We start from the raw sequence: 18375 nt of genomic DNA, 5'->3' as shown, positions 1-18375 counted from the left end.
TTCTTTTTAGATTTGAACTTAGGAAAGCCGTTCTTCTCTCTGAAAAATCTGACAAAAGCAGCATCTACATGTTTTGTCATACCTTGAAGGGATTGAGAATTAGTTTCTTTCAGAAAAGGCTTTTCAGTTTTCAGTATAGGGAGAAGCTTATCTAAGCCTATGTGGTTAATAGATTTTCCTGTTTGTTCATAAGTCCTAATTTTCTGTTCCAAAGCCCAATTATAGACGAGTCTACAGCTGCCGATATGTTTATTAATTAAAGATTCTTGTTTTTTATTAGGTTTAAGTCTGTACTTATAGGCTTTTAACATTAATAATTATATTAGCTTTATCCGCACATATAAGTAACGGGTAAACTTTAAAAACGTAATACGGTTAAATTGACGGCATTCATCCCAACCCTAAAGGGAGAGGGCTTTCTGCCTTCTTACTGTAAAGGCTTTTTTGATATAAAGACTCTTTAAATAATCTTATTTCTTTAAATAGTCTTATTTCTTTAAATAATTTTATTTTTAGACATTCAGCTTGAGAGAGAGTATTGTCGTTTGCATTAGTCTTAAATATTAGGTACGCCTAAATGCGGATAAAATCTAAAATTAGGCTAGCCTAAAAATATGAGTAAAAGTATGAAACTGCCAGTTATCTGTCCCGAAGGAGAATGTTGTCGCGGAAAAGAGGGGTGCATTCCCGGCAAAGGGCTTCCAAAAGTCGTACTTATCGGAAGTCCTAACGTGGGGAAAAGCAGCCTCTTTAATGCCCTCTCCGGAAGCTATACACTGGTTTCCAATTATCCGGGAACCTCAGTCGAAATCAGCCGCGGGAAAGCAAGGATTGCGGAAAGGGAATATGAAATCATTGACACTCCCGGGATGTATTCCCTGCTCCCTGTAAGTGAAGAAGAGAGAGTATCTCAGCTTCTGCTTTTTGAGGAAAAGCCTTCAGTTTACCTCCATGTGGTAGATGCCCGAAACCTCAGGCGTATGCTTTCTTTTACCTTGCAGCTCCTTGAAGCCGGGCTTCCCCTCATTCTTGTCCTGAATATGATGGACGAGGCCGAAGAAAGGGGAATTGAACTCAATATCTTTGAACTCAGCCGGTCCCTGGGAATCCCGGTTGTCGGAACGGTTTCAAGCGAAGGGAAGGGAATAGAAGAACTTAAAGCTGCAATTTCGGAATTTATCCCTGAAAAAAATACCCGAAATACCCAAAAACTCGACTACGGGACAGAAGTTGAGCCATATATCGAAGCCGTTGAAAGCTTGCTTGGCCCTGAAAAAGAAGCCGGGATCTCAAAAAGAGCTATTTCACTCCTGCTGCTCCAGAAAGATAGGACAGCCCTTGAGTACCTGTTCAGGGCTGAAAAAGCACCTGAATGCGGGAAAGAAGGCAGCAAAAAAAGCTATGAAGAAATCCGGAAACTTGCAGAAACAGCCTCAAAGATCTCGGCAGTTCCTCTTTCCTACCTGTTCACCCTCAAACGCCAGGAACGTGTAAACGAAATTGTGGAACAGGTAATGGAGATGCCTGAGAGAATAGAGAGGAAAAATCGCTGGAAAGCCGGAGTAACAGGGGCAGAGAAAAGCAGTGGGGAAGTCGGGATAATAGGAGCAGAGGAAGCCAGTGGAAAAAAAGAGAACTCTGCCTGCGCTGTACGGGAAAAAGCGGAATCCGAAAAAGAAATAAAACGACCAGGAAAGAGTAAAAAGGTAAAAACGGAAAAGAGAAATCTCGATTTCTCCGAGAAAGTAGACAGCGTTCTCATCCATCCTGTGCTTGGGATACCTGTGCTGTTTTTAGTCCTGTACCTGGGGTTCTACCAATTTGTAGGCATCTTTGCAGCCGGGACCATTGTTGACTTTCTGGAAAATACGGTCTTTGGAGAACATATAAACCCCCTGGTAACTTCACTATTTACATCCTCTGTGCCCTCCCCTGCCCTGCAGGATCTTTTTGTGGGAGAATACGGGATATTTACCCAGGCCGTGACATATGCAATTGCTCTCATACTTCCCATAGTTGGAGCCTTTTTCCTGGTATTTTCTATTATCGAGGATACCGGATATCTTCCCAGGCTTAGCTTGCTGCTTGACAGCATGTTCAAAAAAATAGGGCTCAGCGGAAGGGCAGTAATTCCTATGGTGCTTGGATTTGGCTGTTCCACAATGGCTACTATGGTCACCAGAACCCTTGAGACGAAAAGGGAAAGGCTTATTGCAAATATCCTGCTGGCACTTGCAATTCCCTGCTCGGCACAACTGGGCATAATCCTTTCAATCCTCTCAGGAAACCCGAAAGCTCTGCCTATCTGGGCAGGTGTCATACTGCTTGAATTTATCCTGATAGGGTATCTGGCTTCAAGAGTCCTGCCAGGAGAAGCTCCCACTTTCATACTTGAAATGCCCCCTCTAAGGCGGCCGAAACTCTCGAACATACTGGTGAAGACTTATTCAAGGATGCACTGGTACTTCCTTGAAGTCCTGCCTCTTTTCGTTGTGGCTAGCATTTTGATCTGGATAGGAAGATTGACAGGCATTTTTGAGCTTGCCTTAAAAATTATGGAATATCCGACAGTCTGGATCGGCCTGCCTCCCAATGCGGCTGATGTCTTTCTCTTCGGCTTCTTCAGGAGAGATTTCGGGGCAGCCGGACTTTACGGGATGTATGATTCTGGATTACTGACAGGTTTGCAGCTTGTAGTTGCAGCCGTCACTCTGACTCTCTTCATGCCTTGCATAGCCCAGTTCATGATGACAGTAAAGGAAAGGGGATTGAAAACAGCCCTTGTAATTTCGGGATTCATTTTCCCGTTTGCATTCCTCACAGGCTTTATTGTAAACACTTTATTGACCGCTCTGGAGGTAAATTTATGAAATGCCCCCTTTGCGGAAACGAATTCGAGAAAGCTGACGAAACAAAATGTACCGGCTGCGGGAAACTTCACAGCTGCAACAAGCAGTGCTGTCCTAACTGCGGGTACGAACTTGTAAAAGAAGCAAAGATAATACAATCCATAAGGAAGTTCTTCAAATGTTAACAGAAAACTCACACCTTGCCCTGAAAACTACAACACTCTGCGCAATGGAACCCAGAAAAGCCGGAAAAATCTCACACCTTGAAATGAAGAACCCGGGAATCTTACAGAAATTAATAGCAATGGGCATCCTGCCAGGTATGCCCGTTACTCTGCTCCGGCGATCTCCATCATATCTTTTTGAGGTTGACCAGACAAGGTATGCCGTTGACAGGGAAATTGCAAACCATATCTATGTCAGCTACTGATTCGCCCTCTGACAAAGAGATAAAAAATCGGTATACAAAAAATGGTAAAAATCAGCTAGGAAAGAATTGCCTGCCTCTTACATAGAAGAACCTTTCATAGAAAAAACAGCCGTAAAAAATGAGCAGGGCAAAAAAGGAAGCTTATTCCCTTATATGCCTGACAATGTGACCGGCTTCGGGGATGATAATTTCGGAAAGGGCCAGTTTCACAGCATTTGGCGAGCCCGGTAGGCAGAATACCGCTTTTCCTTTAATCACGCCTGCCACAGCCCTAGTAAGAATTACAGACGTTCCTATATCTTCAAGGCTTTTGTACCTGAAAAGTTCCCCGAAACCAGGGATTTCTTTCTCAAAAAAAGGGGTTATTGACTCGATTGTAAGGTCTTTCGGAGCAAGCCCTGTGCCCCCGCTTGTAATTACAATATCTGTGGAACTTTCCAGGGCGGCAAAAATTGCATCTGTAATTGAGATTTTTTCGTCGGAAACCAGCCTGTAGAAGGAAACTTTATGGCCAGCCGTTTCGAGAATGTCTTTCATAGCCTTTCCAGAGAGGTCTTCAGCTTCTTCAGGCGAGGCAGAATCTCCGTATTTTTCGTACCTGGAGCTGGAGATTGTAATCAGGGCGAAAGAAAAGGCTTTTCTTGCTTCTTTTTTATGAATTTCCGGTGTGGATTCTTTCATGTAAACAACACTCTCCATAAATAACATTCTCCGGTTTTAGATATGATTATCAAATTATCAGGGTGCTTCCGGAGTTTCAGTATCGGGATTTGGAGGTTTTATTGCAGGTTTTGTTTGAAGGTTCTATTTCTACTTGCTTGCCTATATTTTAATAACTTATTAACCAATGCTCAGGTATGCTCATACTTGCAGCGGATGTAGGAACAGGTACACAGGATATCCTGCTTTTTGATTCGGAAAAAGAGGTGGAGAATAGCCTGATTATGGTCATGCCTGCCCCGACCCGGATTACCGGGGAAAAGATAAGGAAAGCAACCCGAGAAGGAAAAGCAATAGTGCTTACCGGAAACATAATGGGAGGGGGACCTTCTGCATTTGCTGTCCGGGCCCATCTGAAGGCAGGTTTTCCGGTATATGCTACTGAACAGGCTGCTCTCACTATCCATGATAGTATTGAAAAGGTGAAGGCTTTTGGAATACGGATTGTTTCGGAAGAAGAGGCAAAGCAACTTGCCTGCGAGGGAGAAGCAAAGAAAGATACAGTAAATATTATTATGCAGGACTTCGATCCGGAATCCGTTTCATCCGCACTTTCGGCTTTTGGAGTCTGCATGCCTGAAAACTATGCTGTAGCAGTGCAGGATCATGGGAATGCTCCCGAGAAAAGTAACAGGGTCTACCGCTTTGAACTTTTCAGGGAATTTATTGACAGGGGAGGGAAACTTGCGAACTTTGTGTACAGGCCCGGGGAAATTCCCGAGGCTTTTACCAGAATGAAGGCTCAGGCAGATTCTCTTCTTAAATCCGTCGGAAACCCTGAAACCCGCTCGATCTTCATGGATACCGGCCCTGCAGCTATTTTCGGGGCTCTTACCGACCCTGCAGCAATCCAGCCTTCAATCGTGGTTAATATCGGAAACGGGCATACGCTGGGAGCGCTTGTGAATAAAAACAGGATCACAGCGCTTTTTGAGCATCACAGTTCCAGTATGGACCCGGAAAAACTTCAGGACTATATCGTAAGGCTTGCCAATGGGAGCCTTGGTTTTGAAGAAGTGTTTGAGGATGGGGGGCATGGGGCATATATAAGGGAAGCCCCGGGTTTTGAACAGGTTAGATCTATAATGGTTACAGGCCCAAAAAGGCAGATGCTTGAAAAGCTTTCAAAATCCGGGATCAGGACGGAGATTTCACATAAACTGCATTTTGCCGCACCTTTCGGGAGCATGATGCTTTCAGGCTGTTTTGGGCTTCTTGCAGGATTTTTTGAAAAATATCCGGAACCATCAATAAAATTTATAAACCACTAGGTAGTAGGGAGTAAGTCACATACGCCCGTAATATGTAACTTTCAGGGGTTGTAAATTTCAAGCAAAATTTCAGGCCCTGATACTTTTAAAGGGCAAGGGAACGCAGAAGTCGCCTGCTAAAGTCCACCAAGACCGGTTTACAGATAAATGTAAATACAGGCAGGTATCTCTATATGCACATATCTCATACTGAGTGGTTTGCTAAACGGTTTTTTGAGAACTTGATGCAAACATTTATATGCGGAAAGAAATCCGTTACAACAAATTTTGGTTAAACTCAATTGAATTAGACTAATAAACTAAATTAAACTCATTATCTTTCAGGAGAATCAAGCTTATGGTACGAAAGCCAGGAAGTATGTACAGAAACGTGAGGCAGCGCTCATTTACCAGAAGAAAATACATGGGCGGTGTTCCAGGCAGTCAGGTCATTCACTATGATATGGGAGACAAAGCAAACACCTCTTTCCCTATTAGAATCTCCCTGATTGTAGAAGAAAAATGTCAGATCAGGCACACTGCTCTTGAAGCAGCCCGTATTACAGCAAACAGGCACCTGAATGCTGATGCCGGAAAGATGGGCTTTTACATGAAGCTCCGCGTCTATCCCCATGAAGTACTCAGGGAAAACAAGCAGGCAACCGGCGCTGGTGCTGACCGTGTATCCAGCGGTATGCGCAGAGCTTTTGGGAAGAATGTAGGTACTGCAGCAAGGGTAAATCCATTACAGAAGATCTTCACAGTGGCTGTTGAAAAGCAAAACTTCGAAGCCGCAAAGAAAGCTCTCTGGCATGCAGGACAGAAGCTACCTACCCCCTGTAGAATCGTTATCGACCAGGGAGCAGAACTGGTACAGTAACCAGTTAAACTGTATAGTTAAACCTTTAACATCAAAAGGAGTATAATATGTACGATTACGAAGAGCTTTTGAACCGTGCAATGGCAAAAATGCCTGAAACCGAGACTACGGATGCTCGATTCGTAATCCCTGAGCCCAGACTCTTCTCCGAAGGCAAGACCACAATTCTGGAAAACTTCGGAAATATTGCAGATATCCTTAACCGGGACCCTGACCACCTGATGAAATATCTCACAAGGGAACTGGGGACTGCAGGGAAAATAGAAGGCACACGCGCAGTCTTCCAGGGAAGGTTTACGAGAGCCCAGATTTCTGATAACATTCAGGCTTATGTGGACGAATACGTTATGTGTTCGGAATGCGGACGCCCGGACACCCAGCTTGTCAGGGTGGAACGGGTGCTTATCCTGAAGTGTTCTGCTTGCGGGGCTCACAGACCTGTCAAGAAGAGAAAGGTAACCAACGTGGTTGTCAGGGAAGCTATCGAAGAAGGCGGAACCTATGAGCTCCGGATCGATGCAGTCGGGTCCAAAGGTGACGGGATAGCAAAAATCGATAAGTATACGGTTTTCGTGCCCGGAGCCGCAAAAGGCGACGTGGTCAAAGTAAAAATAAAGAAAATCAGCGGAAACCTCGCCTTTTCAGAAAGGGTTTGAGGTTTAAGCTTATTTAAAGATTTTAAGGCAGCTCAGGCCGATTACTTCCATTTTCGTGCCCGGGCAGCTTATAGTTCTTATTTTAAGGGATTACTTAATATTCGAGATATTAAAAACTAAAATTCGGTATTCAGGCATTGTTTTCTTTAATAATCTCCAGTGCTATTCAGCCCACTTTTTTAATTCAGAAACTTCCTGAATTCAGCCGCCGAAAAACCTATTAATGATTTAAAATATCTGCCAGTTAACCACACCAGCAAACAGGAAAGTGTGAGAAAATGACTTCTGAAAAAACAAAGCGTCCGAAAGCCCAATTACAAGACAAAAATATAGAAGTCCTTTCCATGCCCGGGCTGTCAGTGAACCTTCGGCATGCAGGGGAGAACCTGGAGCTTGCAGCAAGTGGAACCCTGAAAGCCGCCTGCAGCCCTATCCTGAAAAAGATTAACTCCCGCCTGAAGGAGGAAAAGCCAGCCCTTATAGAGGAAGATAGAGTCATTGCTTCAGCCTGGCTTCCGCCAATACCGGGTCCTGTATTCAAGCGGCTTATTTTTGCAGAAATGCAGATAGCCCTCGGAAAATATATTCCAGAAACCGTATCTATTGAACTTACCCGCCAGAACAGTTCCAGGTATCCTCCAGGGACGGTGGTTGCAGACGAGCTGGACACGGGCACTGTGGAAAGAATAATAGATGAAGCCCTTGAATCCGGCACTTTCATTATCACATTTACCGAAAATGATCCCCTGCTGCGTGAAGAAGTGTTTGAGCTAATCCGGTATGTGGACAAAAAGCGGGCTATAGTAAACTGTTCCACCTGGGGCACGGACTTTTCAGGAGAAAACGCTTCCCGCCTGAAAGAAGCCGGGCTGCATTCCCTTATGGTGGGGATTTACTCAACTGATCCTGAAAAACACGACGCTGCCCGAAAATCTGAGGGAGCATATAAAAGAGCGGTTTCTGCCATAAAACTGGCACTTGAAGCCGGGCTCATGGTTGTAATGACAACACATGCTTCTCCCTCAAACCTTCAGGAACTTCCTGCCCTCTACGCCCTTGCATCGGAACTCGGAGTCCAGGAGTTTTCTATATGGGAAGCCATGCCAAAAAACAGGCATGAGCCTGCACTTACGGATGAAGACCGGAAAAGCATCCTTGAAATGTACCACAGGATAAACGCCAGCCAGGACGGCCCGCGCATGTTTGCGAATACTTATTTTGAAGGTCAGATGCTGGGCGCAATGGAAGGCAGGCGCTGGATGCATATAACGGCAGACGGAGACGTAAAACCCGGTCCGTATCCACCTTTCAGTTTCGGGAATATAAAAGAGGAATCCTTAAAAAATACCTGGCAGAAAATCAGGAACTACTCTTATTTCCAGAAGCCGAAAAGCCTGAGTCCGATGCATGATCCGGAATTTCTGGAATTCGTGGATAGGATCCCGGCAGGCGCAAAACTGCCATATCCTTTTGAAAAAGTTTGTGAAAGATAAAACGAATAAGCTGTCCAGGCATCCTTTTACAGTGTTTCTCTCTGGTACATTTATTATTCCTTTTAGCCTGCATTATTCCTTTTAGCGTGCTTTTTTCAATCGGGCTACGGCAAGCCAGGAGAGTTAAAAGCAGCATATAGCTGGAAAGCCAGTTTTAGCCTGAACTGCCTGCCCGAAGATAAACATTTACATATAAGCAGGTATTTTTAAAGAGCAATTTAGCTCGAACTGCGTTCATATCTTTAATATTTCCAGCAAGAAAAAGCTGTCTGCCTGAGGCATTTCCCCAGAAGATCGGCAGCTCATGAGGGACTTTATGAATACTAAACTTGACCCGTGGAGTTCAAGCGACATTACTGACTATTCCAAGTTATTCGAAGAATTCGGAATTTCTCCTTTTGACGAGATCCTTCCGGAAATCCCTTCCCCCAGCATGTACATGCGGAGAAGAGTTATCTTCGGGCACCGTGATTACGAACAGATTGCAGAGGCCATGCGCACAGGTGCCCCATTTTCGGTTATGGACGGGTTTATGCCTTCAGGGAAGGTTCACCTTGGGCACAAGATGGTTATGGACCAGATAATCTGGCACCAGCAAATGGGAGCGTCGGCTTTTGTTGGGATTGCAGACAGGGAGGCTTTCTCGGTACGTGGTTTTCCCTGGCAGAAATGCAGGGACATAGGGGTAGAAGAATACATATTAAGCCTTATTGCTCTTGGCTTTAAGCCCGACGGCCTTATTTACTTCCAGTCAGGCTGTGAAAGCGTCAAAGACCTGGCATTTGAACTCGGAGCCAGGGTCAATTTCTCGGAACTGAGCGCGATTTATGGTTTTTCAGGAGAGACAAACCTCTCTCATATGATCAGTGTGGCAACCCAGGCTGCAGATATTCTCCAGCCCCAGCTTGAAGAGTTCGAAGGTCCAAAACCGGTTGTGGTGCCTGTAGGACCTGACCAGGACCCGCACCTCAGACTTACGCGAGGACTTGCAGGCAAAATGAACATATTCAGGATCGAGGAAAGAGAAAACGCAAATGGATGGAAATATCTTAGCATTCGGGGAAAAGGAGCTCCGAAGGAGGCTTTGCAGGGACTCAAAAAACGCATCCCTGGGAAGGTAAAACTCTACGAGGAGCACATCGATGTACTCCAGACTCCTGACTATGCATTCCTTGAAAGGTTTGGTTTACAAATAAGCCAGCCTGAGAAAAGGAAGTACTTCCTGAGCCAGATCCAGGAAATTGCTAAATTTGCTAATGATGCTAAACCACCTGAATTTTCGGAGTATGAAAAATACTTCGTTTTCAGAAAAATCTGGAAAATCACAAGGAAAATCCTTGAAGAAGTCGTGGCAGAAGTGGCCCTTGAGTTCGGAGGGTACGCTTTCATACCTCCTGCATCTACCTATCACCGCTTCATGAGCGGATTGCAAGGAGGAAAAATGTCGAGCAGTGTTCCTGACAGTTATATAGCTCTTACCGACGACCCTAAGGAAGGCGCAAAAAAGGTAAAAAGGGCAAAAACAGGAGGCTGTGTAACGCTTGAAGAGCAGAAAAAACTGGGTGGAAAACCCGAAGAATGCTCTGTTTTCGAACTGATGCTTTTCCACCTGCTTGCAGACGATAAGGAATTACTTGAGATCAGGCAGGAATGCGTCTCAGGAACCAGGATGTGCGGATCATGCAAGCAGCTTGCAGCTGAAAAGATGCAGGAATTCCTTAAAGACCATCAGGAAAAGCGGGAACTTGCAAGGGAACAGCTTGATGAATATAAGATAATCTACAAAAAGTAAACTTTACAAAATAAATTTCACAAAATAAGTTTTATTAAAAATAGATCAGTTATAAATTTGTTAAACTCTTATATTTCCAGGAATGTCAGGATGTGACTATAATATGAGTGTTCAGGAAAACCTCACGATTAACGAGAAAAAAGTCTTGCTTGCCCTTGAAAAGCTTGGGTCTGCAGCTCCCGAAAGACTGGAGGAGAAATCAGGGTTGCAGGTAGATGCGGCAATGCAGGCAGCCTTCATGCTTGCGGAAAAAGGGCTGGTTTCGGTCTCCGAAAAGGTGCTGGAACGTTATTCCCTTACAGAGGAAGGGGAAGAATACACAAAAAACGGACTTCCGGAACGCCAGATTCTCGACTTCCTCAAAGCTCCGACCTCGCTTGAGGAACTGAGGAGCCGTTTCTCTCCGCAAATGGTAGGGATTGCAACCGGCTGGCTCGTAAAAAAAGGATGGGCAAAGGTTGAAAACGGGGTAATGGTGCCGTCCGGAAAAGTGGATGCAGGAAAAGACGAAGAAACCCTTGCAGCTTTCACAGGCAAAACAAAAACCCTTGAAGAACTTGCATCTGACGAAGGGACAATAAAAGACCTGCTCAAGCGAAAACTTATCATAAAACACGAAGAAAAGTTCAGAACTGTTTCCATAACTGATACAGGAAATGCGCTTGCAGCCCAGGGGCTTGTCCTTGAAGAGGAAATTGCTCAGCTCACACCCGATTTACTGAAGAGCGGGGCCTGGAAGGGGAAAAAATTCAGGCCTTACCGTCTTGATATTACTCCCAGATCTCTTTACGGGGCCAAGCTTCATCCTTACAGGCGCCTTATAGAGCAGATGCGCCAGATCTTCCTGGAAATGGGCTTTACCGAGATTAAAGGCGGGATAATCCAGAGTTCTTTCTGGAACTTTGATGCCCTTTTCCAGCCGCAGGATCACCCTGCAAGGGATATGCAGGATACTTTTCACCTGGACAGCACCTGCCAGCTTCCGGTTGAGTACTCTGAAAGAGTTTCTGCAATGCACGAGCGCGGAGGAGAGATTGACTCCTGCGGCTGGGGCGGGATCTGGAACAGGGAACTTGCAGGACGCAATGTGCTGAGAACTCATACGACAGCCGTCACTATCAAGTACCTGGCCGACAACCCCGAACCGCCTGTAAAAGCTTTCTGCATTGACAGGGCTTACCGCAGGGAAACAATTGACCCAACCCATACCCCGGAATTCGAGCAGCTTGAAGGGGTTGTAATGGATAAGGATATGTCCTTTGCAGACCTGCTCGGCTTACTGGCAGAATTCTACCACAGGATGGGATTCGAAGAAATCCGCTTCCGCCCGGGGTATTTCCCATACACCGAACCGAGCGTGGAACCTGAGGTTTACGTGGATGGCCTGGGCTGGGTTGAACTTGGGGGCGCAGGCGTCTTCAGAAAAGAAGTTACTGAACCTTTGGGGATTAAAGAGCCTGTCCTTGCCTGGGGGCTGGGAGTAAGCCGGCTTGCCATGCTGAAACTGGGGCTTAAAGACCTCAGGCTCCTTTACCAGTCCGATATTGACTGGCTCAGGAAGAGCGAAGTTTACAGAACCTGAGATCTGAATGCAGAATCTGAGATCTGAATGCAGAGCCTGAAATAAAATTTCAGGCTCGTAAGCTGAGATTGTTAGGTTAAAAACTTTTAGTTTTAGCCTCAAAATAAAAAATTGCGGCCGGTAAGTTTATGAAACTCAAGAGAGGGGAGGGTATATACTTTACGGGATTTTAGTTTCTAAACATATTTTCTTTAGTAAATATATAATTACATAATATATTAATTTGGTAAAATCAGGCATGAATATATTGCGTCAGCAATTAAAATAAGGGAGTAAATAATGACGGAGAACCCATCAGAATCTGTGACTTCGCCTGAAGAAGTAACAAGTACCCCGGAAAGCCAGAAGACACCAGAACCACAAGCTGCGGCTGTGGGAACTGGCGTAGCAACCCGATACCGGCTTGAACTGATGTCTTACCCTCCAGGCAGTCCAAGAAGTTTATGGCTCTTTGTTAATGGGGAATGGAGGCATCTGGACAACCCGGAACCCAGCACTCAAGCTTCTGTGCAGGATGCCTTTTGCAGATGTTCAGAGCGTCTGGAGGTTCGGGTCTGGTATTCCGAAGACACAATCCAGGGACTGGTAGTAAAGACAAAATAACTGAAACGAAATGACTGGACTCTATTCGGAATCTTTTTACTTTTGTGCTGCACGGGCAATTCGGTTAGCCGGCTGCCAGGGCTAATCCCGGAACAAAACTGCATACTCCGGGTCGCAGATAGTTTTTTCGCTTTTCTAACTTCGAATCTATCATGACAAATTTTTTAAGGCCTTTTAGAACTTTACAGGTTTTTTCCATGTCTTAGGCCGAAGAGAAAGGGCAAAAATACCATTAAATAACCGCAAATCCTATTTTCCAGTATAAAATATCCGATAAAGGAACAAAACCGGGGGTGGGCTATGGACAGAGACAGGTATTGGGAAGTCTCGAAAAGGGATTGGTACGGAACGGCTCGGGTACTTTTTGCGTTCATAACAGTAATCATGATATCATCGGTTTTCCTGCTGCCGGACCGCTGGTATCTCTGGCTCACGATAATAGCCGGGGGACTTGCCCTGCTCGTGGCCTGGCACGCAAAAAACTTTGCCTATCTCTGTCCCGGATGCGGTGAAGTATTCGAGATTTCAACGCTTGAAGACTTTCTCAGCCCCAATGGTGTGAATAAAAAGTACCTTAGGTGTCCGAGGTGTGGGAAACGGGCCTGGGCTGATATTTTGAAAATTAAAGAGCAAACTGTCCTTAAGAAGTAGCCGTTATCTGAAAGCTGAACACATCGGTGTGGAAGAAGAGAACCTGAAGATCTGCGGGAGAAAGTTTCCGAAACGGACCCTGAGGAAAACATGGAAAAGGAAAAAAGAGGCCAGAAAAACAATCCAGAACCTCATACCGGAGAAAACGTTTCCCTCCTTCCAATTCTTGCTGTCAATTTCATAGGCACGCTCGGGTTCAGTATTGTACTCCCGTTCCTGGTGTTTCTTGTTAACCGGCTGGGAGGAAATGCTTTCATTTACGGGCTGGCAAGTGCGATGTATCCGGCTTTCCAGCTAATAGGTGCCCCTATCCTCGGCAGATGGTCTGATATTTACGGCCGTAAAAAGATCCTGCTTTTAAGCCAGCTTGGAACTCTGCTCTCATGGATTATTTTTCTTGGGGCTCTTTTTCTTCCGGTCATAAGCCTCTTTAAAATCGATTCCAGAATTCTGGGAGCTTTTACTATTACGCTGCCCCTTGCAGTGCTCTTTTTTGCCAGAGCTCTTGACGGGCTGACAGGGGGAAATGTATCGGTAGCCAATGCCCATCTGGCTGATGTTACCACAGAAGGGGATAGGAACCGAAACTTCGGAAAAATGTCGATTTCCGAGAATCTGGGATTTATAGTTGGTCCTGCTCTTGCCGGAATATTGAGCGTGACAGAGTACGGAGATGTGGCCCCGGTTCTGGGAGCAATAGTAATCTCAGTTATTGGAACACTGCTGATCATAATTTATGTGCCCGAAAGCAAAGAGTGCGCCTTTGAGAAAATTGAAGAAGCTGAAAAGGTACGGAAAATTTTCAGTTATGAAATTCGGGAATGCAGAACCACGACGGAGACAAGGAATCCTGACTTCGGGGAGGTCCTGAGACATCCACATATCCCCTATATGCTAGGCCTGTACTTTCTAATCGATCTTGGTTACAATGTATTCTATACGGCTTTTCCCCTGCACGCAATTTCAACTCTCAACTGGAGCATTGCCAAAATGGGCGTTTACTTTACGGTGTTGAGCGGGCTTCTGATAATCGTACAGAGTACTATACTTCCCAGGGTTTCAAGAAAATATTCGGATGCAGCCCTTATAATCTTCGGAAGCCTGATGCTCGGTACGAACTTTCTACTTCTCATCCCAGGAAATCTTTTCCTTACATATCTTGCAACAGGATTTTTCGCGCTTGGGGACGGGCTTATGTGGCCTTCTTTTCTCTCCCTTTTGTCAAAAGTTGCAGGAAGAAAATACCAGGGCACTATACAGGGGTTTGCCAGCAGTTTCGGAGGCCTTGCCAGCATCACCGGACTTATCCTTGGCGGCCTTTTGTATGAAATGCTTGCCGGAATCTCTTTTTTGATTGCGGGACTGGTAATTTACACGGTTTTTTTGCTCAATTTCAGGCTCAGACACTTTGAAAAAAAGCTGAAATACTGAACCTGGAACCCGGTTCAAGGATTTTCATCACCTGAGAGAAGGGACCCGGAGATAGATCTAAATTATCATTTAAATTGTATATTTAAACCGCGTGTTTGAATCGCATGTTTATTTAAACCGCTTGTTTGAGTCACATGTTTAAATCGAGTGCTTTAAACTAAATAAATTACATCTTCAAAACAATTGTAATTAAATGAAAAATCGAGCCGGAAAATGCCGGCAAATAAAAATGAAATCTCAGACTGAGGTTTAGTATGAGTAATACAACCAAGTTATTAATGGTTATTCTCATGGTCGTGACTGCAATAGTAATTGCACAGCTGATTGATCGCCCTCCGGGAAAAGATGGAACAGTAGATCGAGAAAATATTATGGGGAAGAATTCTCTGGACGCATTCGTAAGCGAAACCCATAGTTATGAAGACAGGTTTTTGTTTACCTACGCTCCAAGAAATCCAGGTTCCAGATTTGACTGCTACATGAGTTACGAGTTCAGGGAAGATGGAAACACCCTCGAAAGCGTTAACAAAAGATTTTACGGGAATGTCTCGGCTGAAAATCCGATTGTGCTCGAATTTTCAAGAAAGGAGAATTCCACATATGAGCTGGAAGCTACGATAGAAGATAAAGGCGGAATCAACCTGCATAAAAGCGAGATCAAAATTGGTCCTGCAGCCGTAGAGAATGAAACCACAACTAAATAAAAATGGGAAAGTGCGAGCCAGCGTTTCAGGAAGGTTGTATGGAAGCTGGAAAGTAAGAGCGACCTGCCTTGAGCGGCCCATTTCGAGAGGGAGTAACATCCGGCAGCTTTTTGTGAGTTTTCCGGTTTGCAACTTTAAATTTATCTTTTCTTTTTCTTTCCCATAAGTCTTGAAATAAATCCGATTACTGCAGAAGCCAGTGCGGCTAAAGCAATTATCTTTTTTATACTGCGGAATATTCCTATCATTAAATCACCCCATCTTTAAAGTTTTAGCATTTATTGCTACGATCACGGTACTCAGGCTCATGAAAACGGCACCCATGGCAGGGCTCAGTAAGATTCCGTACCCATAGAGTACCCCTGCTGCAAGAGGGATTGCAAAAACGTTATATCCGGTTGCCCAGAGGAGATTCTGATACATTTTGGAATAAGTTTTCCGGGAAAGCCCGATAATATCAACCACGTCTCTCGGGTCGTTTTTTACCAGGACTATATCAGCGGTTTCGATTGCAACGTCAGTACCTGCTCCTATGGCTATTCCGACATCAGCCTGGGCCAGGGCAGGCGCGTCATTGACCCCGTCCCCAACCATACCTGTGATGTACTGCGTCTGGACTTCTTTGACCTTCTCGGCCTTCTCATGAGGAAGAACTTCTGCAAAGTAATCGTCAAGCTCCAGTTCTCTGGATACCCAGGCTGCCACGTAGCGGTTATCCCCTGTAAGCATGAGGCATTTAATTCCCATGCTTTTAAGTTTCGAGATAGCCTCCCTTGATTCCTTCCTGACAATATCGGCAAGCGCAATGGCTCCGAGTATCCGGTCTCCCTCAAGCAGGAACACGACGGTTTTTCCCTGCGTTTTGATTTCTTCGATTTTCTCGTTTTTGACGGCAATTCCTTTTTCTTCAAGGTAGCCAGGGCTTACAACAAGGAATTTTTTTCCTTCAACCAGGCCATGTACCCCTTTTCCCGGGATTGAACTGAATTCTTCCACGGATTGAATTTGCAGCCTTTTTTCCCGTGCACTTTCCAGAATGCCTGTTGCAATCGGATGTTCCGAACTGGCTTCCAGGGAGGCTGCGAGGCTTAAGATTCTTTCATTATCCTTTCCGGTTTCATTTTCCTCGCCTGAAAGAGAAACGATATCGGTGACCCCAAACCTCCCTTCGGTGAGTGTACCGGTTTTGTCAAAAATGATAGCCTGAAGATTGCGTGCTCTTTCAAAAGCCTGTCTGTCCCGGATCAGAAGCCCGGATTTTGCGGCGATGGACGTTGAAACTGCAACTACCAGAGGAATTGCAAGCCCAAGGGCATGCGGGCAGGTAATGACCATTACAGTCACTGCCCTTTCCAGCGCAAAGACGAGTTGCTGGCCGAAGAGAATCCAGAGAGTGAAAGTGAGAGCTCCCACAGTCAGGGCTATGATTGTAAGATACAGAGCAGCCCGGTTTGCCAGGTCCTGGGTTTTTGATTTGCTTTCCTGAGCAGCTTTGACGAGTTCGACAACCTGGCTCAGGTAAGTATCCTTTCCGGTTTTTTCTACCCTGACGACAAAAGCCGCTTCCCCGTTAATCGAACCGCCGATAACGCCATTCCCAGGCTTTTTCGTGACAGGCTTCGACTCCCCGGTAAGCATGGATTCGTTGACGCTGCTTGTTCCCTCCACAACAGTCCCGTCTACAGGCACCTTTTCTCCGGGCTTGATCAGAACCTTATCCCCGATTTTTAGCTGGTCAACCCCCACATCGACAACTTCGCCGTTTTTCTTCAGGTGGGCAACCGAAGGCATGATTTTTACCAGTTCCTCAAGGGCTCTTGAGGCTCCCATCACCGAACGCATTTCAAGCCAGTGCCCGAGCAGCATTACATCGATAAGAGTCACAAGCTCCCAGAAAAAGACCTCCCCATGCAGCCCGAAAACCACAGCCGAGCTGTAAAAATAAGCCACGCTGATTGCAATGGCTATAAGGGTCATCATCCCGGGCGACTTTTCGGAAAGCTCTTTTTTTATCCCCCTGAGAAACGGGTACCCGCCATAGAAATAAACGACCGAGGAAAGCAAGAAGGTAAGATAATCCGCACCCGGAACTCGAAGCTCAAAGTTAAAAAAGTCCTGGATCGTAGACGAAAGCAGTAAAACCGGGAAGGTTAACACCAAAGAAACAATAAATCTCCTTCTGAAATCTTCAAGCATGTGAGCATGATGGTTACCATGTCCTTTCCCGCCACCTGCTTCATGACCTTCGTGTTCCATTCCCTGATGTTTCATTCCTCCAGGTTCCATTTCGCCGTCTTGCTCGTGTTTCATCTCTTCATGCTGCTCAGGGCTCTCATGCTTCATTTCTTCGCTCTGTCCGTGGTCCAGTGATTTCTCTTCGGTATGCATGGTTTGATCTTCGGGATGGCCCTGATGAACCATGTTTCCGGCAGGCATATTCCCGCTTTCTTCGTGAGATCCATGGGAACTTCCTGAAATTTCTCTTCCGGAGTTATGATTTTTATCGCGAGGTAAAGGCTCATTTACCTGAGTTTTAGAAATATCGGTGTCCACTCCCTTCTCTTCAGCCTGCATATCTCCCCAATTCTCCTGATTTTAATGCTATTTAAGATATTATATTTTTAATGTATTTGAAAACAAAAGAACCAAATATCCTCGTTGAAACTTATTGTTATCCTGTCTCAGCACAAGATTTTTTCATCAAATAAGCTTCTCGATATTTAGTTCTGCTCAGTACTTTTTTTAAATATAATTTTTCTGGCTACTTCTAAACCACTTCTCCGTTTGACATAATTTAAGTCATTAAAAGGATACTCTTTGTTTCTTTGGTACTCTTTTGATCCAGGTTTTCGAAATTTATTTACTTTCCCGCATTTATCGAAAAAGGTTCTACATAAGTGTTTAATCCATAACTGATGAAGAGAGATCTTGATCCTGAAATATATCTAATTGTTAACCCGTTAATTTATTGTTAACTATTACTTCACTGACCCTTAAGAGGCAATTATTAACCTAAGAAAGAACAGAATTCATCTATTTCTACCTTCATGAGGCAGTCTTTTATATTTTTTCATACACCCTTTCACTCTTTAGCATCATGAGCTAACCAGTTACTCACATATCTGATTTCGTTCCTAAAACACTGACAATAGCTTCATCACTCTAACTCTACATACCTACTTTAAGGACTATTTGATGGTAACTTATCTATATGAATGCCGTAATAAAATACTTATAGCCAAAAATGTGTTTAAATCAACAGAAAAGATTGCAAGGAAGTAGATATTCAGAAATAAAAACGCTACTGTGTAACTGAATTTTACATACATAGGGG

The 18375-nt window shown here is 44.8% G+C and carries 16 protein-coding genes; 13 read left to right on the top strand and 3 right to left on the bottom strand.

Annotated elements, in window-relative coordinates:
- Positions 1 to 311: helix-turn-helix domain-containing protein (locus ACPK8D_RS03555; protein WP_424716467.1), on the bottom strand; the 311-nt coding region annotated here is incomplete at its 3' end.
- A 315-nt stretch (positions 312 to 626) separates the two neighbouring features.
- On the opposite strand from ACPK8D_RS03555, the gene feoB reads away from it, so the two are divergent.
- From feoB to ACPK8D_RS03540, 3 genes are read left to right on the top strand one after another with little or no spacing between them, the layout of a single operon-like run.
- A complete protein-coding gene (gene feoB, locus ACPK8D_RS03550; RefSeq protein ID WP_424716466.1) occupies positions 627 to 2870 on the top strand; it encodes a ferrous iron transport protein B in 2244 nt (747 codons plus the stop codon).
- Entirely contained in the window at positions 2867 to 3034 is a 168-nt protein-coding gene (locus tag ACPK8D_RS03545; RefSeq protein WP_424716465.1) for a hypothetical protein, read from the top strand. The genes feoB and ACPK8D_RS03545 overlap by 4 nt, the downstream gene beginning before the upstream one ends.
- Positions 3028 to 3279 (top strand): FeoA family protein, encoded by a 252-nt coding sequence (locus ACPK8D_RS03540; RefSeq protein WP_424716464.1) that lies wholly within the window; start codon positions 3028 to 3030, stop codon positions 3277 to 3279. The genes ACPK8D_RS03545 and ACPK8D_RS03540 overlap by 7 nt, the downstream gene beginning before the upstream one ends.
- Before the next feature lie 141 nt (positions 3280 to 3420).
- Here ACPK8D_RS03540 and ACPK8D_RS03535 read toward each other — a convergent pair whose 3' ends face one another.
- The gene (locus ACPK8D_RS03535) at positions 3421 to 3960 is read right to left on the bottom strand and encodes a MogA/MoaB family molybdenum cofactor biosynthesis protein (protein ID WP_424716471.1); all 540 of its coding nucleotides are present in this window, start codon (positions 3958 to 3960) and stop codon (positions 3421 to 3423) included.
- A 176-nt stretch (positions 3961 to 4136) separates the two neighbouring features.
- On the opposite strand from ACPK8D_RS03535, the gene ACPK8D_RS03530 reads away from it, so the two are divergent.
- From ACPK8D_RS03530 to ACPK8D_RS03485, 10 genes are all read left to right on the top strand, one after another.
- Entirely contained in the window at positions 4137 to 5270 is a 1134-nt protein-coding gene (locus ACPK8D_RS03530; protein WP_424716463.1) for a DUF1786 domain-containing protein, read from the top strand.
- Positions 5271 to 5607: 337 nt separating this feature from the next.
- Positions 5608 to 6129, top strand: a complete 522-nt coding sequence (locus tag ACPK8D_RS03525) for a 50S ribosomal protein L16 (RefSeq protein ID WP_424716462.1) — start codon at positions 5608 to 5610, stop codon at positions 6127 to 6129.
- 47 nt (positions 6130 to 6176) lie between these two features.
- Positions 6177 to 6785 carry a translation initiation factor IF-2 subunit beta gene (locus ACPK8D_RS03520; protein WP_424716461.1) on the top strand — a complete coding sequence of 203 codons (609 nt, stop codon included), beginning with the start codon at positions 6177 to 6179 and terminating at the stop codon, positions 6783 to 6785.
- Positions 6786 to 7063: 278 nt separating this feature from the next.
- Positions 7064 to 8278, top strand: a complete 1215-nt coding sequence (locus ACPK8D_RS03515) for a radical SAM protein (RefSeq protein ID WP_424716460.1) — start codon at positions 7064 to 7066, stop codon at positions 8276 to 8278.
- A gap of 316 nt (positions 8279 to 8594) precedes the next feature.
- Positions 8595 to 10070, top strand: coding sequence for a tryptophan--tRNA ligase (locus ACPK8D_RS03510; protein ID WP_424716459.1), 1476 nt, complete (start codon positions 8595 to 8597; stop codon positions 10068 to 10070).
- 103 nt (positions 10071 to 10173) lie between these two features.
- Complete coding sequence (locus ACPK8D_RS03505) at positions 10174 to 11652, top strand: phenylalanine--tRNA ligase subunit alpha (RefSeq protein ID WP_424716470.1); 1479 nt, start codon at positions 10174 to 10176, stop codon at positions 11650 to 11652.
- Between the two features lie 279 nt (positions 11653 to 11931).
- Positions 11932 to 12255, top strand: coding sequence for a hypothetical protein (locus ACPK8D_RS03500; RefSeq protein ID WP_424716458.1), 324 nt, complete (start codon positions 11932 to 11934; stop codon positions 12253 to 12255).
- A gap of 300 nt (positions 12256 to 12555) precedes the next feature.
- Positions 12556 to 12906: a hypothetical protein gene (locus ACPK8D_RS03495; protein WP_424716457.1), complete on the top strand. Its 351-nt coding sequence runs from the start codon at positions 12556 to 12558 to the stop codon at positions 12904 to 12906.
- A 90-nt stretch (positions 12907 to 12996) separates the two neighbouring features.
- Positions 12997 to 14337, top strand: coding sequence for an MFS transporter (locus ACPK8D_RS03490; protein WP_424716456.1), 1341 nt, complete (start codon positions 12997 to 12999; stop codon positions 14335 to 14337).
- A 254-nt stretch (positions 14338 to 14591) separates the two neighbouring features.
- Positions 14592 to 15041, top strand: coding sequence for a hypothetical protein (locus ACPK8D_RS03485; RefSeq protein WP_424716455.1), 450 nt, complete (start codon positions 14592 to 14594; stop codon positions 15039 to 15041).
- A 252-nt stretch (positions 15042 to 15293) separates the two neighbouring features.
- Here ACPK8D_RS03485 and ACPK8D_RS03480 read toward each other — a convergent pair whose 3' ends face one another.
- Positions 15294 to 17615 carry a heavy metal translocating P-type ATPase gene (locus ACPK8D_RS03480; protein ID WP_424716454.1) on the bottom strand — a complete coding sequence of 774 codons (2322 nt, stop codon included), beginning with the start codon at positions 17613 to 17615 and terminating at the stop codon, positions 15294 to 15296.
- Positions 17616 to 18375: the final 760 nt, after the last annotated feature.

This window comes from Methanosarcina sp. (assembly GCF_049706645.1).
In the GTDB taxonomy this organism is placed as follows: domain Archaea; phylum Halobacteriota; class Methanosarcinia; order Methanosarcinales; family Methanosarcinaceae; genus Methanosarcina.
The sequence above is the reverse complement of the archived record's forward strand: the minus strand, read 5'-3'. Positions and strand labels throughout refer to the sequence as shown.